Below are 26,332 nucleotides of genomic sequence, written 5' to 3'. Positions count from 1 at the left end.
TCCGCGGGGTCGGCCGGTCCCGCAGCGCCGCCGCGGCAGCGTCAGTGGCCGGCCGTAGGCTCCGCGCATGTCTGAGCTGTCATTGAAGGTCCTGCCCGACAGGTTCGTCCTGGAGCACCAGGCCGGGTCGGTCTTCCCCGAGGACGACGAGTGGGTCGCGCTGGTGCGCGCCCCGGAGGGCCTGACGATCCTGCGGCACGCGTCGCCCTTCGCGCCCGACGGCGAACGCTGGGCCGGCCTCTACGGCGACCCGCACCGCGCGCGGGTGGCCGGCGTGCTGGCGTCGGTCGTCGGGCCGCTCGCCGAGGCGGGGATCGAGGCGCTCGTGTCCTCGACGTTCCATGCCGACCTCGTCCTGGTCCCCGAGGACCGGCTCGAGCTTGCCGTCGACGTGCTGCGCGAGGCGGGCCATCCGGTGGACGCGAAGGCGATCGGGGGAGCCCGGCGTTAGGAGTAGATTGACAGGCAATCTAGTATGTTCCACAATCTAGTTGTGGAACACGAAGCGGCTTGGCCTGCCGACTGGCTGCGTGGCGTGCTCGAGGTCTGCGTCCTGCGGGCGCTCGCCGACGGCCCCACGTACGGCTACGCGGTGGCTACGCGACTGTCCGAGGCGGGCCTGGGCACCATCAAGGGAGGCACCCTCTACCCGCTGCTGCGCCGGTTCGAGGACGCGGGATGGGTGGCGGTGCAGTGGCAGCCGGGTGCTGGTGGCCCGGGGCGCAAGTACTACGAGCTGACGTCCGAGGGCCGGGCGGCCCTCGAGCAACGTCGGCGCGAGTGGTCGGCGTTCGCCGGCATCACCACGGCATTCATCCTCGGGGAGTCCGAGGCGGGGCCGGCCGACGAACCCGTCGGACCGAACGACCAGGAGGCCAGCAGATGAGCGACGAGAGCATCCCCCGAGTAGCGGCCGTGACCGGTCTCACCCCCGAGGGGGTCAGGACGTGGGACGAGAACTTCCTCCTGGAGCTCCGGCTGCTGGGTGTATCGGGCCGGCGTATCGGCGCTGCCGTCGCCGAGGTCGAGTCGCACCTGGCCGAGAGCGGCGAGAGTGCCCCGGAGGCGTTCGGCGACGCCAAGGAGTACGCCCGCAGCCTCGGTCTGTCGGCGGATCCAGAGCAGTCGGGATTCTCGGTGCGCACCATGCTGCTGGTGTTCGGAGAGATCCTGCTGTTCTCGTGGGTCGTGACGGCGGCGTTCGGTGTTGTGCGCGGCGAGCCCATGACCGTGACGGTGGGCGCTCTTCTCGGTGTGCTCGTCGTGTTCGGCCTTGTCCTGCTGGCGGGGCACCTGGCCGATCGGTTCCTCCGCTGGCTCGTCGAGCATCCGGTCGCCGCGGTCTTCCTGTTCGTCCTCGCTGTTGCGGTCCCCACCGGCGTCGTCGCGGCCGTGGCAGCAGTCCTCCCGGACGGGCTCTTCCGGAGCGAGGTCCTCACCGCACCGGCTGTTCCGGCGCTCGTCGCCGGGCTGGCGTTGCTGCTCGGCGGCGGCATCCTCTGGGTGCGGCACCTTCGACGGCTCGCCGATCCCGTCACCACGCCGTTCGACGCCGTCGAGGACGGATCGCCGTCCGGCCGGGTGGACGGCTGACCGCCGGGTCCCGGCCGGCGAAGGCGATCGGGGGAGCCCGGCGTTAGCGGGCGAGCCTACCGGGCCGAAATGTCTGTTTCGGCTACCGTGGCCGCCGTGACCGAGCGGCGTACTGGACGAGGCTCCCGCGGCGGCGACCGGCGGCTCTGGGCGTACGGGATCGCCTCCGCGCTCACGGTCGTGGTGCTCGTCGCCGCGGCGATCCTGCCGGACTCGGTGCCGTCCGGGGTCAAGGAGGCCCTCCTGGTCCTGGGCGTGCTCGCGGGAGTGCTCGGCGCCCCGCTCGTCGAACGATGGATCGCCGAGCGCGAGCGCCTGCGTGACGACGCGGGCCGCGAGGAGGCCGACCGGCTGGCCTCCCTGGGTCTCGGCGTCCGGGCGATGCGCGACGACGAGGCTCCGGGCCGGCTCCTGGCACCCGTCCGCGAGGGCGGGTACCAGGTGGTCGGATTTCTCGGCCGGGAGCACGAGCTCGACGACCTGGTGCGGTGGTGCACCGGAGCCCAGGAGCGGGAGCGGGCTTCGCTGCGGGTCCGTCTCGTGACCGGTCCGGGCGGCATCGGCAAGACGCGTCTCGCGCAGGAGCTGCAGACCCGGACGGAGACCGCCGGCTGGGAGTGCCGGAACCTGCGTTCAGGCGCTGAGGCCGAGGCGCTGGGCGTGCTGCGGCGGGTCCACGGGGACGTTCCTGTCCTCTTCATCGTGGACTACGCGGAGAACCGTGACGACGCGATCGCCGAGCTCGTGCGGCAGGCCCACCGCGACCACGGGACCGTGCGGATCCTGCTCCTCGCCCGGCAGGGCGGCCGATGGTGGAAGGAGCTGTGCCAGCTGCCCGACGTCGGTGCCGTCGTCGGCGCGTTCCCGGTCCTCGAGCTCCAGGCCCGCGTGGTGCCCGGCGAGGTCGCCGGGGGCCTGCTCGCCGAGCAGCAGGCGATCGTCGACATCGCGGTGCGCGGCTTCGCGGCCCACCTCGGACGGCCCGTCCCGCGCGTGCAGCTCCCGGGCGTGGTGCCCGGCGGGCGGATGCTCGACCTCCTCTCGATCGCGCTCGTGGCGGTGCTACGGGCCGACGGCGGCCCGGCGCACCTCGAGACGACCGTGCACGCCGTCTTCGACGAGCTGCTGCGCCACGAGGCCGGGCACTGGACGTGGTCGGCGAAGGAGGCGAGGATCCCCGCCGCCGACGAGATCCTGCGGACCCTCGTCGCGGCCACGTGCCTCCTGGGGGCGTCCGACCCGGCGGAGGCCGAGGCGCTCGTGCGCCGGGTCTCGGCCCTCTTTCCGCACGAGGAGCGGTTGGACCCGGTGCGGGTCGCTCGCTGGCTCCGCGGGCAATACCCGCCGCACACCGCGCCGAGCGAGTCCGATGCGTTCGTCGGCGACCCGGGGTGGCTGGGGTCGCTCCACCCGGACCGGCTCGCCGAGCACCTCGTGGTGTCCACCCTGGCCGCCACCGACGTGCCGGCCGACGCGCGGGAGCGGGTCAGCGACGAACGGCGAGACGCGCTCCTCGGCGGCCTCGACGACCGGCAGTCGGTCCAGGCGATGATCGTCCTCTCACGTGCCGCCGGTGACCCGTCGCGTGATACGGCCGCCGGACCGCGTTCCCCGGGCGGGCCGGGGCCGCTCGACGTGCGGCACGCGAGCGACGTCGCCCGGCTCGCCCTCGAGCTCATCGACCGGATCCCAGCGCGGTGGGACCTCGTGAACGAGGTGCACGAGGTGCTGCCGTGGCCTGATCCGCCGCGTGCCCTCCACGAGCCGGGGCTTCATGTGGCGAAGAAGCTGGTGGAGTCGGTGCCGTTCTACGGGCGGCTCGCGCCGGGGCACCAGGCAGCGCACGCCCAGCACGTCCTGGGCAACTGGTACTACACCCTGGGCCACTACAACGAAGCGCTCGAGGCGCGCGAGCAGGCCCTCGGCGTCTTCCGGCGGCTCGCCGCCCAGAACCGGGAGCGGCACGGTCCGGGCCTCGCGCAGGCGCTCAACAACCTCGGCGACTCGTACGCGGTGCTCGGACGCCACGACGATGCCCTCACCGTGCGCCGCGAGGCCGTCGAGCTCTGGCGGCATCATGCCGACGCGGACCGGCGCCGCGCGCCGGCCTATGCCAAGTCCCTGTACACGCTGGGCGTGTCGCACCGGGACCTCGGAAGGCCGCGGCAGGCGCTCGACCACCACCGTGAGGCCCTACGAACCCGTCGGAGTCTCGCGGCGCGGAACCCTGCGCGCCACGAGCCCGCGCTCGCCCGGTCGCTCAGCTCGATCGGGCGTTGCCTCCTGGACCTGGAGGACGTCGACGGCGCTCACACCATTTTTGCCGAGGCGTTGGACGTCTGGCGGCGTGTCACGACGGAGAGTCCTACACGCTACGAGCCGGACCTCGCCCTGACGCTGGGTGACCTCGGTACGGCGTGCGTGCTCCTCGGCCGTTTGGGGGCCGCGCTGCCCGCGCACGAGGAGGCGCTGGTGCTGTGGCGGCACCTGGCGGCGCAGAACCCGGTCCGTCATCAGACCGGCCTTGCCCGCTCGCTCACGAACCTGGGTGTCGCGTACGAGCGGCTCGGCCGCGCCGAGGAGGCCCTGACGTTCCTCGGTGAGGCGATCGGCCTCTACCGGCCGGCGGCCACAGGAAATCCCACCCGGTACCAACCGAACCTGGCCTGGTCGGAGTCGGTCGCCGCCTCGGCGCTCGTCCGGCTGGGGCGTACCGAGGAGGCGCTCGACCGCTACCGCGAGGCTCTCAACCTGTTTCGCCACTGCCATGCCCGCGGCGCGCGGGCCATCCAGTTCCTCACGGCCTACCGGGCCGCGCTCGACAGCTGTGCGGCGGAGCTCCTCGGGTCCGACCGGGAGGACGAGGCGCGTGCGCTGAGGGAGGAGCGGATCTCGCTGGACGGCGACGGCTGAGCGGGTGGGACGTCGCCCGCTGTCAGGCGAGACGGACGATCACGAGAGTCTTGTCGTCGTGGCGCTTGGCGCGAGCCCAGCGCACGCCGTCCGGGTCGGTCGCCTCGGCGTCGTGAACGGCGTCGAGCACGTGTGCCGGGCCGTGCTCCAGGGCCTCGTCGTAGACGTCGCGCCACGTCGAGGCACGGGGGTGCCGGTCCAGCTCGACCCCGTCGGTCGCCAGGACCAGCGCCGTGACGCCCGCGCGGTGCGTGGTGCCGACGTGGCCGTGGTACGCGGCTTCCGGCTCGATGCCGGCGACCCAGTAGCCTCCCGGGCGGTTCCGCCGGCGCGCCTGCTCCTCCTGCAGCTCGACGAGCAGGGCGCGGTGCCCGTCGTCGAAGCCGTGGCCTGTGGCGAGACGGGAGCGGTACAGCTCCCGATGGCGGGCGATCGCCGTTCCCACCTCGAGGTCGGTGTGGACCTTCTCGGTGCCGTCGTCATGGAGAAGGGTCACGCTGCTGTCGCACAGGACGAAGGTCTCGATGGTCTGCGTCGACCAGCGGGCGATCGCGACCGTGCTGGTCGGACTTGTCCTGGCCACGAGGCCGTAGGTGTCGCGCACCGCCGTGATCGCCGCCGCCACGGTGTCGGGCAGCGACACCCCTTCGGGGAGGCGGGACGCGATCTCCTTGCCCAGACGTTCGGCGTACCACCCCGGGTCGTGAGACCGGTCCATAGCCACGGAGGTCGCGCCGTCCAGCACGAGGGCGAACCCGTCGCCCACCACGAACCTGTCCTGATTGTTGTCGGAGTCGCCTGCGCGTGTTGCGGCAAGAAGGGTCAAGGAGCTACTCCTGCGGGTTCTCGAATGGTCTCGGTGGTCCGGTACCCGTGGTTGCAGAGGACGGGACCCGAGTTGCTGAGGGCCGCGGTCAGCGCCACCTCGAGACGACGTCCCAGGCCGGCCGAGGTCCTGTCCTTGGCTGTAGCGATCGGGAAGAGGCCTGCGCCCCTGACCTCGTCGTCGGCCTCGCGGCGAGTGACCGCACGCATCTCGGACGTGCTGAGCAGGCCGCCGTCGAAGATCCAGACCAGTCCCTCGGGACGGCCGTCCTTGGCCTGGGGGACGTGGTCGATGACAAGGACGCGCATGTCACCGCGCTTGATGCGCAGCTCCTCGGTCAGCTCGCGCCGCGCGGCCGCCCATGGCGGCTCCTCCGACTCGACGACCCCGCCAGGTATCTCCCAGGTGGGCTTGTACGTCGGCTCGACGAGCACGACGCGGTCGGCGTCGTCGCGCAACAGGACACCGGCCGCAATCCGCTTCCGCGGGAGCGTCGCGTAGTACTCGTCACGTTCGAGGAGCTTCACGAATCTCCACGCTAGACCTCGGGAAGGCGGCTCGCGTCGCGAGACGGTGGATCGCTACGGAGCACGGACAGAGGTGCGCCGTCGTATCCGCCTAGAAGCGGATGTTCGGCGCAAACCTACCGATCGGATACCCCGCGGCACAAGACCCGCTCGACGGGGTGCGGTCGGAATCGCCGTCGCCCGTCAACCGATTTCGGGCTGCAATGGGTGCGCCGGGCAAGCGATGATCACCCTTGTGCGCGGTTCGCCCCGCTGCCAGCATGACCCCATGCCGACGCGGGAGATCGACGACCTGCTCACCATCGCCGCAGACCCCTACGCGAGGCGACGCGGTGACGCGCTCCACCAGCTCGCCCACGTGACAGACCCTCGGGTCGAGGCGGTGCTGCTCCGAGCGCTGTCCGACCCGATGCTGGACAGCGGCGCGCGCAACGGCGCGGTGTTCGCGGCCGGCGAGCAGCGGCTCATCCGGGCATGGGAGCCGATCGAACGGGTCCTCCGCACCGAGAACCCCATCGACCGGACCTTCGCCATCATGGCCCTGTCCAGGATCGAGCCGGACCGCGCGCTGCCGCACGCGCGCCGGCTCCTGACCGAGGACAAGGACCCGAGCGTCCGGGCGATCGGTGCGCTCTGCCTGTCGGACGCGAGGGACGCCGGCACGATCGACCTGCTCATCAGGGCTCTCGACGACGCCGAGTCCGAGGTGAGGCAAGCCGCGGCCGAGTCGCTCGGGAAGATCGGCGACGTGCGCGCGTACGCGCCACTCCTCAAGAAGGGCGGCACCTGGGCGGTCGTGCGGGGCGTCCTGAAGACGGACAAGGCGTTCCTCGGCGCGGTGCGCAGGGCGATGCGAGCCATCGAGGAGAAGCACCCCGAGCTCAACCTGTGAGCCGAACCGAGGCTCACGGCCGCCGCGCGCCCGGGAACCCGGTCCAGCGCAGCTCGGTCGGCAGGTGGCTCATGTCGTTGAACATGACGACGCCGGGCGGGAGCCCCGGGCGCTGCTCGATCATGGTCAGCGCGGTGTTGCCGCTGTCCAGACCCAGCCAGCGGATGGGCGGCGCGCCGAGGGCATGCCGCACCATCCAGGCGATCTGGAAACCGTGCGTGACCAGCACCTCGTGCGTGTCGTCGTCCGGCGGGGGCGCGTCGAGGAAGCGGGCGGTCAGCTGGTCGGCCGTGCGACGGCCGGCCGCAACCTCCGCGGCCTCGTAGCCGTCGAAGAACCCGGCCCAGGGCGCCGGGACCTCCTCCGGTCCGGGGATGTAGGGGACGTGGTCGACCAGCTCGGCCGCCTCCGCGACCGGCGTGCCCGGCGGCAGGTGGCGGGCGATCTCGTGTGCGGTGGCGGAGGCACGAGGGAGCGGCGAGTGCCGGACGACGCCCACAGGGACAGCGGCGAGGCGCACGCCGAGCAGGTCCGCCTGCCGTCGCCCGACGTCGGTCAGCTCGCCGAACGCGTCGGCCTCGCCGTGGCGGGCGACGTAGAGATGGCGGATCCCCATGATGGTCCTCTCAGGTCAGGGTGACGACGCCGGTGGCGCCGTCGACGGTCACGCGGTCGCCGTCGTGGATCCTCGTGGTGACGTCCGGGACGCCGAGGACGGCGGGGATGCGGCGCTCACGAGCGACGATCGCCGCATGGGAGAGCATGCCCCCGGTCTGGGTGACCACCGCCGCCGCGACCCGCAGCAGCGGCGTCCACGCAGGGTCGGTGAACAGGCAGACCAGCACGTCCCCCGGGCGCACCCGGGGGAAGTCCGCGGGCCCGCGCACCACCCGCGCGGGACCCGACGCCCACCCCGCGCTGCCGGGCGTCCCGGTGAGCGCACCGGGCGGGGCGAACCGGACGTCGTCGGGCGCCGGCGGGATGCCCGCCGTCACCGGACGGGCCTGGAGGATCCAAGCCCGGCCGCCCGCGACCGCCCACTCGACGTCCTGCTGCCCGCCGAGCACCTCCGCGACCTGCTCGCCCAGGCGCGCGAGCTGGACCGCGGTCGTGACGCCCAGTGACGGGCGCTCGCGGTCGGCGGCGGGGACGGGCCGCGGTCCGTCGCGGCCGACGAAGGTGCGCTTGTCCGCGACGACGATCGTGACGGAGCCGTCGCGGCCGACACGACAGGTGTCAGGGGTGACCGTGCCGCCCACCACGCTCGGCCCCAGCCCCCAGGCCGACTCGATCACGGTCGCGCCGTCGTCGGCCGACGGCGTGAACATGACCCCGGAGGCGTCGGCGTCGATCAGCGGCTGGACCAGGACCGCCATCGCCGGCGTGCCCGCCAGGGCCCCGCGGTACGCCGTCGCGCGCGCCGAGCCGAGCGAGGCCCAGACCTGCCGGACCGCGCGGGCCACCTGGTCCCGGCCGATCACGCCCAGCACGCTCTCGTACTGACCGGCCGTGGAGGCGCTCGCGGCGTCCTCGTCGGACGCTGACGACCGTACCGCGACCGGGATGTCGCCGAGCCGCCGGAGCCCGCGAGCGAGGGCGTCGCCGAGCGGCTCGGGCAGCCCGGCGAGCGCGACGCCGGGCCGGTCGCCGGGCCGGTCGTCGCCCAGCGCGTGGACCTCCCGGTACGCGTCGAAGGGGATCACGAACCCGTCGGGGACCGGTACGCCCGCGCGCAGCAGCGTGCCGAGCGTGGCCGCCTTGCCGCCGCTGGTGGTCACCGTGGCGTCCCGGAGTCCGACGAGCATCCCGCACCTCTCAACAAAACATTGACAACGTCGTGTTGATTCTGCAGGGTCGGACCATGGCACGCAAGCATTCACGGGACGCAGCGCACGCAGATCAGGCCCGGGCGGCGCGCGAGCAGGACGCGCAGAAGCACCTCCTGGGCCTCGGCGCCGACGGGCTCGAGCCTCGGCCCTGGCGGCCGGGATCGGCCCCGCCGTCGGCCGTGGACCTCGCGCACTTCGCACTCTGGCGCTCCACGGACCTCGAGCCGGACGACCTGCTCAGTGCGCTGGCCCTCCTGCCCGCCGCCCGCGAAGAGGTCGAGGGCCTCGAGGCGGGGCTGCTGTTCACCGCCCGCGGGGCAGGTCTGACCTGGGTGCAGATCGCCGACGCGATGGGCTACGGCTCGCCGCAGGCCTGCCAGCAGCGTTTCGACCGCCTGACCGGACGGAAGGGTGGCGACGCGTGACCCGCCTGTCGTCGGCCGGGCTCCTCGTGCTGCACGCGGTGCGCGTCCTCGGGTTCGGCGAGCCGGTGGCCGTCGCCCAGCGGTACGGTCTCGACCCGGACGAGACGGCGTCCCTGATGCTCGACGGCGAGGCGCGGGGCTGGGTGACGTACACGTCCTTCGGCGGGCTCGGGGGCTGGTCCCTGACCGCCTCGGGCAGGGCCGAGAACGAGCGTGAGCTGGCGGCGGAGCTGGACCGGGCCGGCGTCCGGGCGGAGGCCGGCGAGGTCTACCGGGCGTTCCTCCCGCTGAACGCCCGCCTGCAGCGGGCCTGCACCGACTGGCAGCTCCGGCCGGGCCCCGGCGACCCGCTCGCGGCCAACGACCACGGGGACGCCGCCTGGGACGCCGCCGTCCTCGACGAGCTCACCGCCGTGAGCCAGGGTCTGGTCCCGCTCGCGAGCCGGCTCGAGGGTGTCCTCGCGCGCTTCCGCGGGTACGACCGGCGCTTTACCGCGGCACTGCGGCGCGCGCAGGCAGGGGAGCACGGCTGGGTCGACCGGACCGACGTCGACTCCTGTCACCGCGTCTGGTTCGAGCTCCACGAGGACCTGGTCGCGACCCTGGGGATCGACCGGGGTGCGGAGGTCTGACGGGCCCCACGGACGGGCGAGCCTCCGCCTCGGATCATCAGCCCGAGGCCCACGGGTCGTCGACGAACCGGGGGAGCCCGGGCAGGCGGGCGAGCTCGTCAGGGCTGAGCCACCGGGCGATCGTCCGGAGGCTGGTGGCGGCGTGCATCGCCACGTCGCCGTAGTGGACGAGCAGCTCAGGGACCTCCGGGTGCCCGGTCCACTCGAACAGCTCGTCGACGACGGTCTGGTGCGGAGGCGCGCCGGCCAGCACGGCGCAGCGGGCCAAGGCGTTCGCCGCGCCCCACCGCGCGCGGGGCATGGCGGAGCGCAGGTGGCGGTCGGCGTGCTCGGCGACCTGCTCGGGCGGCGCGACGAGCGAGAGGGTGATCAGGGCTTGGGCCACGGCGTCCTGATCGGTCTCTCGCTCGAGCATCCGCACGACGTGCGCGGCGGTGGTGGGTGCCGACTCCGGGAACCAGCCGACGAGGTAGGCGGTCCGGCCGCGCACAGCCGCGTCCTCGGCGTCGAGCAACGGGACGAGCCGGGGCAGCGCGTCCTGGACGACGTCGTAGACGGCGATGTCGTCCGGGCTCCCGCGCAGCCCGGCATACGGGTTGCGCTCCCACAGCTCACGCTCCTCCTGGCTGATGTCGTCCTGCTCGGCCCACCGGCGGTGGTGCTCCAGGATCGACGGCAGATCGGCATTGAGCGTGGCCGCGTCCGCGCGCCACCGGGCGATCGGGACGCCGTCGGGCAGCAGCTCGTAGTCCAGGCCGATGGCGAGGTGGACGAGGAACCCGACCAGCCCGGCGCGTTCATCGTTCTCGCCGGAGAGGACCAGCTCGACGACGAACCGGGCGGTCGGTGCCGATGCCGAGCAACGACTGCCTTGATGGACGACGGCGTTGGACAGGACGCTCAAGGAACGCTCGCGGACCTCGGGTTCCCGCGACTGCAGGTCCCGGAGCAGGCCAGGGACGTCGGCCGCCGACCCGTACGCGTGGGACAGCCACCGCCAGCCGACGTCGTCCAGCCCGGCCAACGGGTCGCTCGGGCTCATGGGGGCAAGGTATCGAATCCGCTACCGGCCCGCCGGTAGCCAGGTGATCGTGAGGGTGCCGTGGGGGCGCGGCAGGACGGTCACGCCCGGCGCGAGGTCCGACGGCGGGTGGTCCGCCGGCCACCACTGGAACAGCGGCTCGACGCCGCGGTGCTCGGTGTCGTAGACCCGGAGCGACTCGGCGAGCCGTGCCGTGAGCCGGGCGGCTTCCGGGCCCTTGCCGACCGCGCCGATCTCCAGGGTCCCGTCCGGCAGGGAGCGGTGGGCGACGGACGCGAACGACGAGCCGTCCACGAGCGCCGGGTAGAACGAGTCCACGGCGCCGCGGTCCGTCGGGACCACGACCTCCATGGCGCACCCTCCCGGCTGCACCAGCGTCCAGGTGAGCAGGTCGAGCCACAGCTCCCCGGACGCGTAGGCCGCGCCCGACCAGGCGTCGACCGCGGTGGAGGCCAGGACGTCGTCGGACACCGCGAAGTCTTCCGGGACCTGGCCGGAGAAGCGGAACGTCACGCGATGGCCGGACGGGCCGGTCAGGTCCACCGAGGGCGGGTCGAACTGGTCCACGCCCTGGAGGAACACGAAACCGCCGCCCACCACCGACTCGGACACCAGGTGGCCGTTCTCGTGGCGGAACCCGATGACCCGCTGCATGCCGGGCGCGACGCGCAGCGGGACCACCAGGACGCCGTCGGGCGCGAGCTGCTCCAGCCAGGACCGCGGGATGGCCCAGGGGGAGACGGTGACCATGATGCGGTCGAACGTCCCGCGCCCGAGATGGTGCGCGGCGTCGGCGGTGACGACCTCGACCCGGTCGGTCAGGCCGAGGCGCTCGAGCCCGGCACGGACGCGGGCGGTCACGCCGTCGTCGATGTCGACGGTGACGACCTGGCCGTCCGGGCCCACGAGGTGCGCGAGCATCGAGGCCAGCGGCCCGCCCGACCCGATCTCCAGGACGCGGTGCCCGGGCTCGACCCGGGCCTGGGCGAGGTTCGCCGCGTGTCTTGTTGACCGCACTACTGGCGTGTCGTCCCGGCAACGCGTGATGGTGACGCTGACGCTGATGCCCTCTGGCCCGATCTCGAGGAGCGGCATCGATGGCACTGGACGTAGATGGTGAGGGCGGCGTTCGTTCCGTCGTAGGGCTCGTCGTGGCGCGGACCGGCGCAGTCCGGCCGACCCGCGTGGCGGATCTGCCGTGGGTCGTGCTCGACGGCGCGGGCGTGGTGATCGAGCCGGTCAGCGAGTTCCTGCGCGAGCTGTTGGCGTGCGGGAACGGGACGTCGTCGTGCCGCTCGTACGCATACGACCTGCTGCGCTGGTTCCGGTTCCTGGCCACAGTAGACGTGCCGTGGAACCGGGCTCAACGCGTAGAGGTCCGTGACTTCGTGCTGTGGCTGCGCACGAGCGTCAACCCCGCGAGAGCACGGTCCCGGCCTGACGCGCCGGCGCCGGGCGCGGTCAACGCTCGGACCGGCAAGCCGTCACTGTCCGCGGGATACGCGCCGGCCACGATCAATCATGCGTTGTCGGTCGTCGCGGCGTTCTACGCCTTCCACGTCCGGACCGGCAGGGGGCCGATCGTCTCGCCGGTCCCGACGCAGTCGCGTCGTGGCGGGCGTGTCCACTCCCATCACAACCCGATGGATCCGATCGCGTTGCACAAGCGGGGCAGCTACCGGCAGAAGCGACCGGACCTGCCGCCGCGTGCAGTGCCCGACGATGTGCTGGACGACCTGTTCGCTCGGCTCAGCTGCAACAGGGACAGGGCCCTGTTCAGCATGTACTTGTCCAGTGGGGCGAGGGCTTCGGAGCTGCTGGGTATGACGGTCGGGGATGCTCACCCGGGCGAGGGGCGTATCTACGTGGCGACCAAGGGCCTGGGTGGGATCAAGCAGGCGTGCCCGGCGGCGCCGGAGGCGTTCACGTGGCTCGCTCTCTACCTCGGCGAGCTCGCGGGCGAGGGGCACCGGCCCGAACCGGACGAGCCACTGTGGTGGACCCGACGTAACCCGCTCAGGCCGCTGTCCTACACCGCGGTACGCGCGGTGCTGCGGCGCATCAACGAGTCGATCGGCGCGAACGTCACGCTGCACGACCTGCGACACACCCTCGGGCTCCGACTGATCGCCGATCCACAGGTCACCCTCGTCGACGTCCAGCAGGTCTTGCGGCACCGGCAGATCACGACCACAGGCCGCTACCTGCGACCTCGCATCGACGAGGTGATCGCCCGGGTCCATGAGCACTACACCCGCCCCCGACCCGAACCGCGCCCACTCGCCGGCTGGACCTATGACGAGCAGGATCTCTCCGACGTGTTCGGGGAGCACTGATGGTCGGGCGGCACGGGCAAACGACCCGCGTGACACCGGTCAGCCGACGGGAGCCCGGCGTGCTCACCGCCCCGGCCGTTCCCGCCTACGCCCCAGCGCTGCCGGGTCAGGAGGGGGCAACGCGGCAGGAGCTGGTTCGCCTGGCCGAGGGATTGCTGGACCGCCGGCCCACCTCCCGGCAACGTGCGGAGCACGTCCTTGCGTTCAGTCGTGCCCTGGACTGGCTGGAGACCTACGACGGTGAGGACTGGCAGGAGCGGTGGCTACACAGCGGTTCCGACCAGGTCGGTCACCGGTGGCTCCCGGACGTCCCACCCAAGCATCGACACTCGCTGACCTCAGGCATCAGGATGCTGATCGTGCTGCGCGCGATCCGGCCCACCTACGCGTGGTTCTTCGCCAGCCGCCTGCTCGGGGTCTACGCCCAGTTCCGCCAGCACAACCACGCCGCCGTCTTCGCTGCGATCGAGCCTCACACCGCTCGCGCGGACACGGGCAGCTATGCCACCTACGCGCTGACCGTGCTGACGCACATCGCGATCGTCACCGGCAAGTCGCCGCGAGACATCGATACGGCCGACTTCAACACCTACCGAGCCGCGCGAGCCGCTTCGGGGCGTCCCAGTATCGGGCTGCCCCTGGCCTACGAGGCGCTGCAGGCGATCGGCGGACTCGTCGGTCAGCCCCCGACCCTGCGGCAGGCCATCGCCCGCGGGCAGCTCACGGTTGCCGAGCTGGTGGACCGCTACCCGATCGTCGACTCCGGGATCCGTGACTTGCTCGTGCACTACCTCGTGGAACGCTCGACGGTCCTGGACTACAGCACCCTGAGCAGCCAGGTCCAACTCCTGGCCGACCTGTTCTGGTGCGACCTGGAACGCCACCACCCCGGGATCAACTCCCTACGACTGTCCGACCAGGCCATCCAGGGATGGAAGGAACGCTTGCGGGTCCTGCCCGACGGCAGCCCGCGCAAGGGCACCCACCTCATCCTCCTCGTGGTGCGCGCTTTCTACCTCGACCTGCAGCAGTGGGCTCTGGAAGACCCAGCCCGCTGGGCCCAGTGGGCCGCTCCGAGCCCGATCACCGAGGCCGATACCCGCGGCAAGATCAAGGAACTCCGCCTCCTGAAGGCACGCATGCAGGCCCGCACCCGAACCCTGGTCCCGGTCCTGCCACGACTGGTCGCCACCGCCCAGGCTGAGCTCGAGCACACTGGCAGACTTCTGGCCGCGATGCAGCACACTGAACCGTTGGCCGAGGTCACTGTCGATGGGCGCCGCTACCAGCGCACCAAGACCACCTGGAAGATCAACGCCCTTGCCCTCGACGATCCCGGCCCCCGGTTCGACGTCGCACAACGCGATACCGACGCGTTCTGGACCTGGGCCACGATCGAGGTCCTGCGCCGCACGGGCGTCCGGGTCGAGGAGCTCCTGGAGCTGACGCACGTGGGACTGCGCCAGTACCAGGCGCCCACCGGCGAGATGGTGCCCCTGCTGCAGATCAGCCCGTCCAAGACCGACGCCGAACGCGTCATCCCCGCCGACCCCGACCTCGTCTCCGTGCTGGCGAAGATCATCCGCCGGGTCAAGGACGAGGCGGGACGCGTCCCTCTGGTCCAGCGTTTCGACGAGCACGAACAGATCTTCGGCCCGCCCCTGCCGCACCTGTTCCAGCACGTCGTCAACTACCAGCGCCAGGTCATCTCAACCGAACGCATCCGCACGCTGCTGCGCAAGGTGGCCGGGCGCGCCGACCTGCGCGACGTCGATGGAACACCACTGCGGTTCACCCCGCACGACTTCCGCCGCGTGTTCTCCACCGAGGTCGTCAACGGCGGCCTGCCCATCCACATCGCCGCGAAGCTACTGGGCCACCTGGACCTGAACACCACCCAGGGCTACGTCGCGGTCTACCCCGAAGAAGTCATCAACCGCTACCGAGCCTTCATCGACGAACGCCGCGGGCGCCGCCCGAGCGAGGAATACCGCGAACCCAGCGACGCCGAATGGAACGAGTTTCGCGACCACTTCAGCCTCCGCAAAGTCGCACTCGGCACCTGCGAACGCCCCTACGGAACCCCCTGCCAACACGAACACGCCTGCGTCCGCTGCCCCATGCTCCGCATGGCCCCCGCCCAGATGCCACGCCTGCTCCAGATCGAACGCAATACCCACGAACGCCTCGAGGAAGCCCACCGCCTGCAATGGCTCGGCGAGGTCTCCGCGCTCGAAGAGAACCTGCGGCACATCGCCGACAAGAAACGCCAGGCCGAAAGGCAGCTGCAGCAAGCCGACAACGACGAAGCGGGGTCTGACGCGCTGGACTGAATAGCCATGCAGGTCGGCTGCAGTTTCGAGCCCAGTACCGGGCTGGCACCCGCGGGGGCTATGTGATGGGTTCCACGAGCGCACGCGTGACCCGGTCCGTGAGGTCACGAACCTAGCGGGTGGAGCCACGCGCCCACGGTCAGGTGTCCGGTCCATCGTCGTGGGAGTCGAGCAGGAGAGCAACGGTGGCTTGATGATCGCCGAAGGCCGGGTATCATCGCGGTATGACGATCATAGAAACTGAGGTGCGTGCGGCGAGCACGGCGGACATCGAGCCGGCGGTCGCGTTGTTCCGGTCGCTGGGCGATCCCGCGCGGCTGGCGATCGCGCGACGGCTCGCGTCTGGTGAGGCGCGGGTCGCAGAGCTGACTCGTGACCTGGGGCTGGCGCAGTCGACCGTGTCCGCGCACGTGGCGTGCCTGCGGGACTGCGGGCTGGTCGTCGGGCGCATGGAGGGCCGGCGGGTGTACTACTCCCTGGCCCGGCCCGAGCTGCTGGACCTGCTCACAGCGGCCGAGACGCTGCTGGCGGCGACCGGTAGCGTCGTGGCCCTGTGCCCGACCTACGGCGTGGACGGGCAGGACTCGGCATGCTGACCACGATCGCGGCAGCAGCCGGGTTGTTCGTCGCAACCAACCTCGACGACATCGTGATCCTCACCGTCCTGTTCGCCGTCGCCGCGCGCGGTGGACGGCTGCGGGGATGGCAGATCGTCGCCGGGCAGTACCTCGGCCTCAGCACCCTGATCGCGGTCAGCTTCCTCGCCGCGCTCGGCCTGACGATCGTGCCCGACGAATGGGTCGGCCTGCTCGGCCTGATCCCGCTCGCGATCGGTGTCCTCGGCCTGGTGCGCACCCTGCGCGGGTCCGACGATGACGATGAGGCCGAGTCCGCGCTCAAGGCCGTCGGGCTGCTCGGCGTCGCCGGGATCACGATCGCCAACGGCGGCGACAACATCGCGATCTACACCCCGGTGTTCCGCACCATGTCCACCACCGACGCGCTGGTCACGATCGTGGTGTTCCTCGTGCTGCTCGCGCTGTGGTGCCTGCTCGCCCGGGCGATCGGCACCAACGAGACCGTCACCGAAGCACTGGAAAAGGTCGAGCACTGGCTCGTGCCGCTGGTCTTCATCGGCCTCGGTGTCTTCATCCTGATCGAGTCCGGCACCCTGGCCCACATCGCCTCACTGCTGTAACCGCAGCACCGGCCCGCCCGGTCACGAGATCGTCGTGACCGGGCAGGCTGCTCAATGCGTTGCTGAGTCGGGCTGGCGCTGGGTTACGCCTTCCGGTTGTGGTTCGTCTGTGCAGGCACCGCTCGCCCGGAACGGTTCCGCGAGCTGGGCGAGGTAGTCGTTGGGGTAGTTGGGTTTGGCGGCCATGCCGAGGTCGTCGCTGGTGAACCGGCGCTCTGGGTCGTAGGAGTAGGTGCCGAGCAGGTGGTCCCAGATCAGGGTGAACAGTCCGAAGTTGACGTCGCCGATACCGGCCCACTTGAGGTGGTGGAACCGGTGGGCCTGGTTGAGCGCGAGCACGGTGCGTAGTGGTCCGACCCGGTAGTCCACGTTGGAGTGCTGCAGGAGGAGCTGGACGGCGGCGCAGAGCGCGAGGGCGAAGGCGACGGGGGTGGGCAGGCCGAGCAGGATGAGGGGCGCGAAGCCCACGGCGGTCTCCAGGGTCTGGTGGAGCGGGTGCTTCATCAGGCCGTTGAACCCGTAGGCGCGCTTGACGCTGTGGTGCACCGCGTGCAGCCGCCACAGCACGGGGATCTTGTGGCTGGCCAGGTGGACCAACGTAATTCCGAGGTCGGCGACCAGGATCGCGGCGAGCACCTGCAGCACGAACGGCCACTCGTGCGGCCACAGTCCGTCGAACGGGGTCAGCGCGGTCAGGACCGGCACCACGATGAGACTGGCGAGGGTGAGGGTCTCGTTCACCGTGGCGTGGGCGGTGTCGCGGTGGTCGTCGTCGTGCGGTGTGTTCCATTCCTCCCGGTAGGGCAGGACGCGCTCGGCGAGGAACGAGCTGGCGATGGCGAGCAGCAACAGACCGAGCAGCCAGAGCTTGGAGCCACCTGAGGCGGCGATGGTGATACCGGCGCCGTTGATGGCCAGGAGCATGAAGGGCACGTAGCCGTACCGGACGAGTGTGCGCATGCCCATGAGCCTGCAGCCCGACCATCCGCCGCGGCTTGAACAAACTCGCTAACCCTCGTGGCAGCGTTTCCATGGCGTCGTTCTGGGGCGTCGTTCAGTGCCAGTCCACGGCGCGAGCCAGGAGCGACGGGGGCAGACCGAACATCTCGTGGCAGACGCGGGTCAGGTGCGCGCTGTCCGCGAACCCGGCGGCGTGAGCGGCCTCGGTGAGCGTGACGCCGCGCCGGGCATGGTCGATCGCCCGTTGTAGGCGCGCCCACCGTACATGTGCCCGAAACGGCAGGCCGAGCTCGTCGCTGAACAGGTGCCCGAGCCGGCTGGCCGAGATTCCGGCCGCCCCAGCGAGCTGCCCCAGGTGGACCGAGTCGTCGAGCAGCGTCGGCAGCAGGGCGACTGCTCGCTGCAGCGCCGGGTGCAGCGGCTTCTCGGCGAGCGGGCTTGCATCGGCGAGCGTGCCCAGGACCTGGTCGATCACTGTGCTCGGGGTGCCCCCGGCCAGGGCTGCGGCCCGGATGTCGTCGTCGAGCAGCGGCTGCGCCGCCGCGGCCCACGCGATGACGGAGTCGAGTGGCAGACCTGTGCACCGCACCCGCCTGGTCAGTGCCTGGCCGAGCAGCCCGTCGGCGTCGATCCACGCGATCAGCCCCGCGCAGCCGCCGGCCATCTCGTGCACTGCGCCGGACGGGATGACGGCCGCGTGACCCTGGCATTCGGCGCCGGACTCGTCGCGCAGCCGCACCGGCTCGGTGGTGGCGAGCACCAGCTGGACCGCGGCATGCCGGTGCGAATGGGCGACACCCAGCCGACCGGCGTAGATCAGGCGGCCGGGTCGCAGCACCACGGTTCCCTGCCACATCGTCAGCTCCCGTGCGGGTGGTCGCCCCGCAGCCGGCCCAGGCCAGCCAGGAAGCGTCCGACGCGTGAGGAGTAGTCGGTGTAGGTGGCGCCGTGGACGCGGCGGAGGTGCGGCTCTTCGACCAGGCGGACCTGGATCTCCATTCCGGTGAGCGTGACCGCAAGGCCCGCGATCGCAACGGCGTTGGGCACCATCAGCGCCACCCCCAGGAACGTGACGAGCGCGGCGGTGAAGACCGGGTTGCGCACCAGCCGGAACGCACCGGTGGTCACCAGCGCGGTGTGCTCGCTCGGGTCGACCCCAATCCGCCAGGAGGCGCCCAACACCAGCTGGGCGCCGAAGGTTGCGAGGATGCCGACTACCGCGAGCACGATGCCCAGGCCATGCACCGCCGGGTGATCGGCGACGGTCAGCGGCGGGACGCCGGCCAGGGCGGCGACCGGGGCGCCGAGGCCCACCATCAGGAACCCGAGATCGGCCACGGCGAGCCCCCACCACTCGGGCGTGCCGCGTGCCGCCGACCTGCGCCGGTTTCCGGTGTCACCGGTACGGCGGCGCTGGATCAGCGTCCGTACGCCACCACTGAGCAGCATGAAGACGACGAACAGCGCCAAGGCGGCGACGGCCGTCACCGGTCGCTCCCGGCCGGCACGGGCTTGGCCGCGACACCGAGCAGGTAGTCGCCGCAGATCCGGGTGGTCGACCCGAGGACGACGAGCCCGTGGCGGGCCAGCTCGTCGAGGAACTGCTCGGCGGTGAACCGGTCCTCGCTGGGGTGGTCGAACAGCCGCTGGTAGGTGGGGCGGGCCAGGGCGTGGGCGGTGACCTCCTCGAAGTAGAACCGGCCGCCCGGGGCGAGCACCCTGGCGACCTCGGCGACGGCCGCACGCCAGTGCGGGATGTGGTGGACGATCGCGAAGTCGAACACCGCGTCATAGCCGCCATCCTCGGCACCCACCGCCGCACGTAGATCGCTCGCGCTGCCCTGCACCAGCCGCACCCGGTCGCCGAAACGAGCCAGGCGCCGCCGGGCACGCTCGATCATCACGGGGTCGAGGTCCACGGCGTCCACGCTCGTTGCGCCGAACCGCTCCAGCACCAGCTGCGAGCCGTACCCGGAGCCGCAGCCGATCTCCAGCGCCCGCGCCCCGGGGAGCAGCCGGCCACCGAACCGCAACAGCACCCGGACCTCGTAGAAGCGTTGCAGCCAGCGTCGGGGCGGGGAGTTCACCAGGACGGTCTCGGCCTTGTTCATCAACATCGCCCAACCTCGTTTCTATCCGGAATGACTGGTATCATCGTGTTATGACGATGAATAGCACGGAGGGGTGCCTCGCGTCGAGCGCGGGGCTGGACCCGGCGGTGGCGCTGTTCCACAGCCTCTCGGACGCCACGCGGCTGGCGATCGTGCAACGCCTGGCCCGGAGTGAGGCGCGGGTCGCGGACCTGGTCGCCGAGCTGGGGATGGCGCAGTCCACGATCTCGGCGCACGTGGCCTGCCTGCGTGACTGTGCGCTGGTGGTGGGCCGCCCGCAGGGACGGCAGGTGTTCTACAGCCTCGCCCGCCCGGAGCTGATGGACCTGCTGGCGGCGGCGGAAACCCTGCTCGCCGCGACCGGGTACGCCGTGGCGCTGTGCCCGAACTACGGCACGGATCTCCCGGCCGAGGTGGTCCAGGAGACGACGGAACGTGCTCGATGAGTGACGCGCGCGGGCTCTCCCACCACGAACCGGCACTCGGTGTGGACGCTGGGTCACGCAAGCCGGAAGCGCGCAGCCGTCGTGGGGCCCTGTCATGAGCATCGAAGATCGAGACCAGACAGCCAGGGTGATCCGAGCCCGTGTCGGTCTGGCCGCGACCGCCGCGGTGCTGGCTGCGCTCGACCTCGGCCTGAAGGCCTGGGCGAGCCGGGCACTGGCCGACGGCACCTCCGTGGATCTGCAGGTGATCCAGCTACGGCTGACGTTCAACCCCGGCGTGGCGTTCAGCCTCGGCGAGAGGCTGCCCACCGGGGTCGTGCTCGGCGGCACCGGGCTCATCGTCGCCGGGCTGGCGGTGTTCGCCTGGCGCACCGCTCGCACCGCGACCTGGCCCGTGCGGCTGGGCCTGGCCGCGATGTTGGCCGGAGCGGTCGCCAACCTCGCCGACCGCGCCGCTGACGGGGTCGTCACCGACTACCTGCACTCCGGCTGGTTCCCGACCTTCAACCTCGCCGACGTCTTCCTCACTCTCGGCGCCGCAACACTCGTCCTGGCCAGCCTGCGCACCACCGACAGCACCACCGTGAGAGAAGCAGCGCCGTGACCCGGCCAGCGCAAGGCACACCAGCGCAAGGCACGCTCGTGCGGCGCGGGCTGGCCCTGGCGTGGTTCATCATCGTCTGGGACGTCGTCGAAGGAGTCGTCGCCGTGACCGCCGGGCTGGCGGTCGGCTCCATCGCCCTGGTCGGCTTCGGTATCGACTCCGCGATCGAGGTCTTCGCCGCCAGCGTGGTGATCTGGCAGCTGCGGGCGGGTGCGCACGCCCGACAGCGACCCGCACTGCGCGCCATCGCGGTCACCTTCTACGCCCTGGCCGCGTTCGTGGGCTTCGAGTCGATCCGTGACCTGGTCACGCAGGACAAGGCCGGCGAGTCGCTGATCGGGATCGTGCTCAACGTGGTCGCCCTGCTCGTGATGGTCCCAGTCGCGGTGGCTCAGCGCCGCATCGGGCGGGAGCTGAACAACCCGGTGCTGGTGGCGCAGTCCACCGAGACCTGGATGTCCAACGCGCTGTCCGTGACCGTGCTGGCCGGACTAGGGCTCAACGCCACGCTCGGCTGGTGGTGGGCCGACCCTGTGGTCGCCCTGGCCGTGGCCGGCCTGGCGGTGCAGTCCGGCCGCAAAGCCTGGCACGAGACCAACGAGACCGCGCCTGCAGAGGGCCACCCGAGCACAACCAAGGATCAGCCATGACGACGGAAAGCCGCTTGTCGCTGCTGCGTGACGCGCGCGCCGCCCGCAGGCAAGGCAAGGACGCGATTGCGCGGCGGCAGCGTGACCGGCTCGCCGACCTGGTCGCCTTCGCCCGCGCCCGCTCGCCCTACTACCGCGAGCACTACCGCAACGTGCCCGAACGCGTCACCGACCCGACGCTGCTGCCGGTCACCAGCAAGGCCGAGCTCATGCCGCGGTTCGACGACTGGGTCACCGACCCGTCCGTCACCCTCGCCGCGGTACGCGCGTTCGTCGAGGTCCCCGCGCTGATCGGACAGAAGTTCCTCGGCCGCTACACGGTCTCCACCACCTCGGGGACCACCGGCACGCCCGGCATCTTCCTGACCGACCAGCGTGTCCTCGCCGTCACCGGCGCGGTGGGTGCACGCACGCTGAGTTCCTGGCTCACCGCGGCCGACGTCGCCCGTGTCGTGGCTCGCGGCGGGCGCACCGCCATGGTCATCGCCACCGGCGACCACTTCGCCTCCACCACCGCCGCCGCCGCGCTGCGCAAGAACCGGTTGCGCCGCAACAGGATCGCGGTCTTCGGCGTGCACACCCCGATGCCCGAGCTGGTCGAGGCGCTCAACGCCTTCGGCCCAGCCCTCCTGGCCCCCTACGCCAGCGTGGGCGCCCTGCTGGCCACCGAGCAGCAGGCCGGCCGCCTGCGCATCGACCCGGCCCTGGTGGTCCTGTCCGCCGAGGGTCTGCCCGCACCCGAGTACGACCGAATCGCCACAGCGTTCGGCGCCAAGGTGCGCCACAGCTACGCGGCGAACGAATGCCCCTTCCTCAGCCAAAGCTGCGCGCACGGCTGGCTACACCTCAACAGCGACTGGGCCATCTTCGAACCAGTCGACGCGGACCATCAACCGGTCCCGCCCGGTCAGCGGTCCCACACCGCGCTGCTGACCAACCTCGCCAACCGCACCCAGCCGATCGTGCGCTACGACCTCGGCGACGCCGTCCTGGTCCGGCCTGACCCCTGCCCGTGCGGCGACCCGCTGCCCGCGCTCCAGGTTCAAGGCCGCGCGGCCGACCTGCTCACCTTCCCGGCGCACAGCGGCCAGCCGGTCACGATCGCGCCTCTGAGCATCAGCCTGGCCCTCGAACGCCTGCCCGGAGTTGAGCGCTTCCAGGTCGTGCAGACCACTCCGACGAACCTCAGCATTCGCCTGCGACCAGCGCCCGGCGCCGACACCGAACAGGTCTGGCAGACGCTGAACACCGCGCTCACCCGGCTGCTCACCGACCACCGACTCGGCCACGTCACGGTCACCCGCACCGACGAACGACCGCAGTACACCTCGGGCGGGAAGTACCGCGCAGTCATCCCCTTGACCTGACGGGACAGGCCCCAGCCGACCGGAGGCGACCCTGCACACCTCGGCACACCTCGGCCTGGACGATTGGACACGATAGCTCCGGTCACAAGTTGCCAGCACTCGCGACCCGGGTGCGCGGATCGAACTACCACCCGACAAACTACTATGCGACCTAGTAATAGGCTCGGCACATCCGTCGAGCATGAGGAGAAACCCATCTATGAACACAACCTGTACCCCTGCCAGCGTCGCCACGGGCGCAACGACGCGTTACGCCCTTCGCCGTCGTCGTGCCGTGGTGGCACTTGCCGCGGTCTTGGCCGTGGTTCTTCTCGCCGGGTGTGCCGCTCAGTCAGGCGCCGGCCAGGCGGTGGACCAGGGCTACGTGTCCGGTGACGGCTCGGTGCGGACCTGGGACCCGGGCGACCGCGAGGGTCCCGTGCGGGTCACGGGGACCGACTTCGACGGCAAGGAGGTCGACACCGACGACTGGGTGGCCGACGTCCTCGTGCTGAACACCTGGTACGCCGCATGCCCGCCGTGCCGCGCCGAGGCACCAGATCTGGTGACCCTGGCCGGGCAGCTCGAGGCGGACGGCGTGCGGTTCCTCGGGATCAACACCGAGGACGAGGCCCCGACGGCCAAGGCTTTCGAGCGCACCTTCGACATCCCCTACCCGAGCATCCAGGACCGCACCGGGCGGGTGGTGGCCGACCTGAACGGCGTCGTGCCGCTGCAGGCGGTGCCGACCACGGTGGTGGTGGACGGCGACGGGATGGTGGCGGCACGTGTCATCGGGCAGGCCGATCGGTCCACCCTCGAGACGCTGGTCGAGGACGTGCTCGCCGAGGGTACGGGCTCTGTGAGCACGGGCTCCGGGAGCACCCGATGACCGGTCTGGCCGAGCTGGCGTTCAGCGGCTCGATGCTGCTCGCCGTGCCGATCGCCGTGCTCGCCGGCGCGGTCTCGTTCGCGTCCCCGTGCGTGCTACCGCTCGTGCCCGGGTACGTGGGCTACGTCAGCGGGATGGCGGCGGCCGGCGCGGCGCCCCCCGGTTCGGGCGGGACGACGCCGCCCCGCCGGGCGGGCCTGTCCGGGCGCGGCCGGGTGGTGCTCGGCGTCGCGCTGTTCGTGCTCGGGTTCACCATCGTCTTCGTGGCGCTAATGGCGGCGGCCGGCGCGGTCGGCGCGTACCTGGTGCGCTGGGAAGAGGTCCTCACCCGGGTCCTGGGCGTCGTGGTGATCCTGATGGGCCTCGCGTTCCTCGGCGCGCTCCCGTTCCTGCAGCGCGAGGCACGGCTGCACATCGGCCCGCGCGCCGGTCTGTGGGGTGCGCCGCTGCTGGGCATCGTGTTCGGCCTGGGCTGGACGCCCTGCATGGGCCCGACCCTGGCCGCGGTGCAGGCGCTCGCCCTGGACGAGGCGTCGGCCGGGCGTGGGGTGGGCCTGGGCCTGGCCTACAGCCTGGGGCTCGGGGTCCCGTTCCTGCTGGTGGCGCTCGGCCTGGGGTCGGACCGGATGCTCGGGTTCCTGCGCCGGCACCGGCTCGCGATCATGCGGGCCGGCGGCGGGATGCTGGTCCTGATCGGACTGGCCCTGGCCACGGGTCTCTGGAGCTACCTGACCGGTCAGATGCAGGGGTGGATCGGCGGATTCAACACACTCCTTTGAGCGATACCTGGACCTTGAGTGGTACCGGGACCTGAGAGGTGCCGGATGGACCGCGTCAGGGCCAGGTGCTGGTGCCCGCCATGAGCAGGTCGGCGCGCAGCTGCTGTCGGACCTCGAGTAAAACCAGCAGCACGAGGGCGACGGCGATCACCCAGCGCCGTCGGACCGGAGTCCACCCGATCGTCAGCGTGAACCACCGCCGGGTGACCAGGCCCACTCCGGCCCGGACGACCGCCGTCAGCGCGCCGTACACGATCACGATGCTCAGCGGGTTGTAGCGCCACGCCTCGACGAGGTTCCCCAGCGCGGCGTACCGGGCCGCGCGGGTACCGCCGCAGAACGGGTCCATGATCCCGAGCAGGTGCAGCGGGCCGTGCAGGTCCACCGGAGGCAGGCCGAAGACGGCCATCAGGATGGCGGCCCCGAGTGCCAGCGTGGCGCCCCCGGTCAGCCACCGGTGGCGATCGGTCTGCTCGGCCTGGAGACCGAGAAAGGGCGTCGTGGCTGTCGGCAATGCGAGCCCTGTTTCATGGCGGCAGTAGCGATCTACTAACCTGCATAGGATATGCCTGCGTGGCGGGCAGCCAAGGTTGGCGAGGGATGGGAGCAAGGATGCGGAAGCTGGGTGACCTGGAGGCGCTCGTGATGGAGCAGCTCTGGTCCTCGGGCGGGCGTTTGGCGGTGCGCCAGGTGCTAGACGCCCTACCGGACGGGCGCACACGCGCCTATACGACTGTCATGACGGTGCTGGACAACCTGTTCCAGAAGGGCTTTGTCGAGCGAGAGCGTTCCGGCCGGGCCTACGTGTACTGGGCGACACAGGGCCGCGCCGAGCACACCGCCAAGGCGATGGAGGACGCGCTGGCCAGTGGTGGTGGCGACCGGGGTGCGGCCCTGCTGCACTTCGTCGAGCAGCTCACACCCGAGGAGTCAGCCCAGCTCAAGGCGCTGCTGGACGAGGCCGGCCGCTCGTGACGACCATACTGCTTCTGCTCCTTGCTGTCGTCGGCATCGGAATCGTTTGCGGGCAGCTGCTGGTGCGGGCTCCGTGGGCACCGTCAGCGCCCCGGCTGACCGTCGCCTCCTGGCACCTGCTCGGTCTCGGCTCGCTCGCGTCGGTCCTGCTGGCCGGCTTGGCATCGGTGCTGCTGGTGGCACCGCCCGCCTTGGTCGCCGTGCTTGGTGGCTTTCTCGCGCATTGCGCGGTTGTCCTGCGCTCGGAGGCTACTGGTCCGCACGGAGTCGTTCTCGGCGTCGCCGGGATGCTGCTGGCGCTGGTCGTCACTGCCCGGCTGCTGGGAAGCCTCGTCCGGGAGTCCTGGCGGGCGCGGCGCGAGCGACATGAACAGCTTGACCGCCTCGCCCTCGTCGGGCGCAGGCTTCCGAGTCGGCACCGAGACAACCGCATCCTCCTGGACGATGCCCGTCCTGCCGCCTACTGCCTCCCCGGCGGCCTGATCGGCAGAGGCACGATAGTGGTGAGCTCAGGCACGCTGGCCCTGCTCGACGAGGACCAGGTGCGCCTCGTGCTCGCCCACGAGAGCGCGCACCTGCACCAGCGGCACCACCTGGCGATCCAGCTCTCCGTGGCCCTCGCGCATGCGTTCGGCCGGACGAGGTCGTTCCGCCGGGCGGAGCAGCAGGTTCCCCCGCTCCTGGAGATGGCGGCCGACGACGGGGCAGTGCGCGTCGAGCGTCCGGCGACCGCCACCAACGACCGGGCCGCCGTCCGCCGTCGGCTGGCTCACGCGCTGGTCACGCTCGCCGGCGCACAAGCCACCCCTTCCGGCGCACTCGGCGCGGGCGGCTCGGCGGTGGCACGTGTCCGCCGGCTCAGCGGGCCTCGGGTGCGGCTACGGCTGCCCCAGACCATGCTGCTGGTCGCCGGTGCCGGGCTGGCGCTGGCGGAGCTGATCTCCGTTGTCATGGCACCTGCCGTGTGCGCGGCGGCCATGCCGGTCTGCGTGGCCGGGCTGGGCTGATCCGGCGCCAGCCCCA

The 26,332-nt window shown here is 71.6% G+C and carries 30 protein-coding genes; 19 read left to right on the top strand and 11 right to left on the bottom strand.

Translation table 11 applies throughout. The features are described from left to right. Positions 1 to 67: 67 nt before the first annotated feature. The 4 genes from D1350_RS17355 (at position 68) to D1350_RS17340 (ending at position 4,506) form a co-directional block, all read left to right on the top strand. Positions 68 to 451, top strand: coding sequence for an ACT domain-containing protein (locus tag D1350_RS17355; protein WP_125777300.1), 384 nt, complete (start codon positions 68 to 70; stop codon positions 449 to 451). A 42-nt stretch (positions 452 to 493) separates the two neighbouring features. Continuing rightward, a complete protein-coding gene (locus D1350_RS17350) occupies positions 494 to 886 on the top strand; it encodes a PadR family transcriptional regulator (RefSeq protein ID WP_420807818.1) in 393 nt (130 codons plus the stop codon). Further along, positions 883 to 1,593 carry a hypothetical protein gene (locus D1350_RS17345; RefSeq protein ID WP_125777298.1) on the top strand — a complete coding sequence of 237 codons (711 nt, stop codon included), beginning with the start codon at positions 883 to 885 and terminating at the stop codon, positions 1,591 to 1,593. The genes D1350_RS17350 and D1350_RS17345 overlap by 4 nt, the downstream gene beginning before the upstream one ends. Before the next feature lie 96 nt (positions 1,594 to 1,689). Continuing rightward, positions 1,690 to 4,506, top strand: coding sequence for a tetratricopeptide repeat protein (locus D1350_RS17340; protein WP_125777297.1), 2,817 nt, complete (start codon positions 1,690 to 1,692; stop codon positions 4,504 to 4,506). 22 nt (positions 4,507 to 4,528) lie between these two features. On the opposite strand, the gene D1350_RS17335 is transcribed toward D1350_RS17340, so the two are convergent. Together D1350_RS17335 and D1350_RS17330 are read right to left on the bottom strand one after the other, a co-directional pair. Beyond that, positions 4,529 to 5,332 carry a hypothetical protein gene (locus D1350_RS17335; protein ID WP_125777296.1) on the bottom strand — a complete coding sequence of 268 codons (804 nt, stop codon included), beginning with the start codon at positions 5,330 to 5,332 and terminating at the stop codon, positions 4,529 to 4,531. Further along, positions 5,329 to 5,859: an NUDIX domain-containing protein gene (locus tag D1350_RS17330; protein ID WP_125777295.1), complete on the bottom strand. Its 531-nt coding sequence runs from the start codon at positions 5,857 to 5,859 to the stop codon at positions 5,329 to 5,331. The genes D1350_RS17335 and D1350_RS17330 overlap by 4 nt, the downstream gene beginning before the upstream one ends. 268 nt (positions 5,860 to 6,127) lie before the next feature. On the opposite strand from D1350_RS17330, the gene D1350_RS17325 reads away from it, so the two are divergent. Further along, complete coding sequence (locus D1350_RS17325; RefSeq protein WP_206074586.1) at positions 6,128 to 6,751, top strand: HEAT repeat domain-containing protein; 624 nt, start codon at positions 6,128 to 6,130, stop codon at positions 6,749 to 6,751. 13 nt (positions 6,752 to 6,764) lie between these two features. Here the strand turns inward: D1350_RS17325 and D1350_RS17320 are convergent, their stop codons facing one another. After that, complete coding sequence (locus tag D1350_RS17320; RefSeq protein ID WP_125777294.1) at positions 6,765 to 7,367, bottom strand: histidine phosphatase family protein; 603 nt, start codon at positions 7,365 to 7,367, stop codon at positions 6,765 to 6,767. A gap of 10 nt (positions 7,368 to 7,377) precedes the next feature. Further along, positions 7,378 to 8,556, bottom strand: a complete 1,179-nt coding sequence (locus D1350_RS17315; RefSeq protein ID WP_125777293.1) for a PEP/pyruvate-binding domain-containing protein — start codon at positions 8,554 to 8,556, stop codon at positions 7,378 to 7,380. A gap of 56 nt (positions 8,557 to 8,612) precedes the next feature. Here D1350_RS17315 and D1350_RS17310 point away from each other — a divergent pair, with 56 nt between their 5' ends. After that, complete coding sequence (locus D1350_RS17310; protein WP_125777292.1) at positions 8,613 to 9,005, top strand: DNA-binding protein; 393 nt, start codon at positions 8,613 to 8,615, stop codon at positions 9,003 to 9,005. Then, positions 9,002 to 9,637, top strand: coding sequence for a transcriptional regulator (locus tag D1350_RS17305; RefSeq protein ID WP_125777291.1), 636 nt, complete (start codon positions 9,002 to 9,004; stop codon positions 9,635 to 9,637). The genes D1350_RS17310 and D1350_RS17305 overlap by 4 nt, the downstream gene beginning before the upstream one ends. 37 nt (positions 9,638 to 9,674) lie before the next feature. On the opposite strand, the gene D1350_RS17300 is transcribed toward D1350_RS17305, so the two are convergent. Beyond that, positions 9,675 to 10,679 (bottom strand): hypothetical protein, encoded by a 1,005-nt coding sequence (locus tag D1350_RS17300; RefSeq protein WP_125777290.1) that lies wholly within the window; start codon positions 10,677 to 10,679, stop codon positions 9,675 to 9,677. A 21-nt stretch (positions 10,680 to 10,700) separates the two neighbouring features. After that, positions 10,701 to 11,774, bottom strand: a complete 1,074-nt coding sequence (locus tag D1350_RS17295; protein ID WP_125777289.1) for a class I SAM-dependent methyltransferase — start codon at positions 11,772 to 11,774, stop codon at positions 10,701 to 10,703. Positions 11,775 to 11,776: 2 nt separating this feature from the next. Here D1350_RS17295 and D1350_RS17290 point away from each other — a divergent pair, with 2 nt between their 5' ends. The 4 genes from D1350_RS17290 to D1350_RS17275 all read left to right on the top strand — a co-directional run bounded on the left by D1350_RS17290 (position 11,777) and on the right by D1350_RS17275 (position 16,546). Further along, positions 11,777 to 13,015 carry a tyrosine-type recombinase/integrase gene (locus tag D1350_RS17290; RefSeq protein ID WP_125777288.1) on the top strand — a complete coding sequence of 413 codons (1,239 nt, stop codon included), beginning with the start codon at positions 11,777 to 11,779 and terminating at the stop codon, positions 13,013 to 13,015. Positions 13,016 to 13,074: 59 nt separating this feature from the next. Next, positions 13,075 to 15,348, top strand: a complete 2,274-nt coding sequence (locus D1350_RS17285) for a tyrosine-type recombinase/integrase (protein WP_164545208.1) — start codon at positions 13,075 to 13,077, stop codon at positions 15,346 to 15,348. A 224-nt stretch (positions 15,349 to 15,572) separates the two neighbouring features. Beyond that, a complete protein-coding gene (locus tag D1350_RS17280) occupies positions 15,573 to 15,944 on the top strand; it encodes an ArsR/SmtB family transcription factor (RefSeq protein WP_125777286.1) in 372 nt (123 codons plus the stop codon). After that, positions 15,938 to 16,546, top strand: coding sequence for a cadmium resistance transporter (locus tag D1350_RS17275; RefSeq protein WP_125777285.1), 609 nt, complete (start codon positions 15,938 to 15,940; stop codon positions 16,544 to 16,546). Before D1350_RS17280 ends, D1350_RS17275 begins: the two co-directional genes overlap by 7 nt. A gap of 51 nt (positions 16,547 to 16,597) precedes the next feature. On the opposite strand, the gene D1350_RS17270 is transcribed toward D1350_RS17275, so the two are convergent. From D1350_RS17270 to D1350_RS17255, 4 genes are all read right to left on the bottom strand, one after another. After that, positions 16,598 to 17,506 (bottom strand): sterol desaturase family protein, encoded by a 909-nt coding sequence (locus D1350_RS17270; protein WP_125777284.1) that lies wholly within the window; start codon positions 17,504 to 17,506, stop codon positions 16,598 to 16,600. 94 nt (positions 17,507 to 17,600) lie between these two features. Continuing rightward, complete coding sequence (locus D1350_RS17265) at positions 17,601 to 18,362, bottom strand: AraC family transcriptional regulator (RefSeq protein WP_125777283.1); 762 nt, start codon at positions 18,360 to 18,362, stop codon at positions 17,601 to 17,603. 2 nt (positions 18,363 to 18,364) lie between these two features. Then, positions 18,365 to 18,994, bottom strand: a complete 630-nt coding sequence (locus D1350_RS17260) for a methyltransferase family protein (RefSeq protein WP_240644175.1) — start codon at positions 18,992 to 18,994, stop codon at positions 18,365 to 18,367. Further along, positions 18,991 to 19,623 carry a class I SAM-dependent methyltransferase gene (locus D1350_RS17255; protein ID WP_206074585.1) on the bottom strand — a complete coding sequence of 211 codons (633 nt, stop codon included), beginning with the start codon at positions 19,621 to 19,623 and terminating at the stop codon, positions 18,991 to 18,993. Before D1350_RS17255 ends, D1350_RS17260 begins: the two co-directional genes overlap by 4 nt. 50 nt (positions 19,624 to 19,673) lie before the next feature. Between D1350_RS17255 and D1350_RS17250 the strand changes: the two genes are divergently transcribed. From D1350_RS17250 to D1350_RS17225, 6 genes are all read left to right on the top strand, one after another. Next, a complete protein-coding gene (locus tag D1350_RS17250; RefSeq protein ID WP_476692389.1) occupies positions 19,674 to 20,063 on the top strand; it encodes an ArsR/SmtB family transcription factor in 390 nt (129 codons plus the stop codon). 127 nt (positions 20,064 to 20,190) lie between these two features. After that, a complete protein-coding gene (gene lspA / locus D1350_RS17245; protein WP_240644174.1) occupies positions 20,191 to 20,667 on the top strand; it encodes a signal peptidase II in 477 nt (158 codons plus the stop codon). Then, a complete protein-coding gene (locus D1350_RS17240) occupies positions 20,664 to 21,317 on the top strand; it encodes a cation diffusion facilitator family transporter (protein WP_125777280.1) in 654 nt (217 codons plus the stop codon). Before lspA ends, D1350_RS17240 begins: the two co-directional genes overlap by 4 nt. Then, positions 21,314 to 22,684 (top strand): phenylacetate--CoA ligase family protein, encoded by a 1,371-nt coding sequence (locus tag D1350_RS17235; protein ID WP_125777279.1) that lies wholly within the window; start codon positions 21,314 to 21,316, stop codon positions 22,682 to 22,684. Before D1350_RS17240 ends, D1350_RS17235 begins: the two co-directional genes overlap by 4 nt. A 199-nt stretch (positions 22,685 to 22,883) precedes the next feature. Further along, positions 22,884 to 23,555: a TlpA family protein disulfide reductase gene (locus tag D1350_RS17230; protein ID WP_125777278.1), complete on the top strand. Its 672-nt coding sequence runs from the start codon at positions 22,884 to 22,886 to the stop codon at positions 23,553 to 23,555. Further along, positions 23,552 to 24,334 carry a cytochrome c biogenesis CcdA family protein gene (locus D1350_RS17225; RefSeq protein ID WP_125777277.1) on the top strand — a complete coding sequence of 261 codons (783 nt, stop codon included), beginning with the start codon at positions 23,552 to 23,554 and terminating at the stop codon, positions 24,332 to 24,334. The genes D1350_RS17230 and D1350_RS17225 overlap by 4 nt, the downstream gene beginning before the upstream one ends. 55 nt (positions 24,335 to 24,389) lie before the next feature. On the opposite strand, the gene D1350_RS17220 is transcribed toward D1350_RS17225, so the two are convergent. Continuing rightward, entirely contained in the window at positions 24,390 to 24,848 is a 459-nt protein-coding gene (locus D1350_RS17220; RefSeq protein WP_206074584.1) for a DUF2752 domain-containing protein, read from the bottom strand. 98 nt (positions 24,849 to 24,946) lie between these two features. On the opposite strand from D1350_RS17220, the gene D1350_RS17215 reads away from it, so the two are divergent. Further along, complete coding sequence (locus D1350_RS17215) at positions 24,947 to 25,309, top strand: BlaI/MecI/CopY family transcriptional regulator (protein WP_240644173.1); 363 nt, start codon at positions 24,947 to 24,949, stop codon at positions 25,307 to 25,309. Next, a complete protein-coding gene (locus tag D1350_RS17210) occupies positions 25,306 to 26,316 on the top strand; it encodes a M56 family metallopeptidase (RefSeq protein ID WP_125777275.1) in 1,011 nt (336 codons plus the stop codon). The genes D1350_RS17215 and D1350_RS17210 overlap by 4 nt, the downstream gene beginning before the upstream one ends. The last annotated feature ends 16 nt before the right edge of the window (positions 26,317 to 26,332 follow it).

It is taken from the genome of Antribacter gilvus (assembly GCF_003946865.1).
GTDB lineage: Bacteria > Actinomycetota > Actinomycetes > Actinomycetales > Cellulomonadaceae > Antribacter > Antribacter gilvus.
The sequence above is the reverse complement of the archived record's forward strand: the minus strand, read 5'-3'. Positions and strand labels throughout refer to the sequence as shown.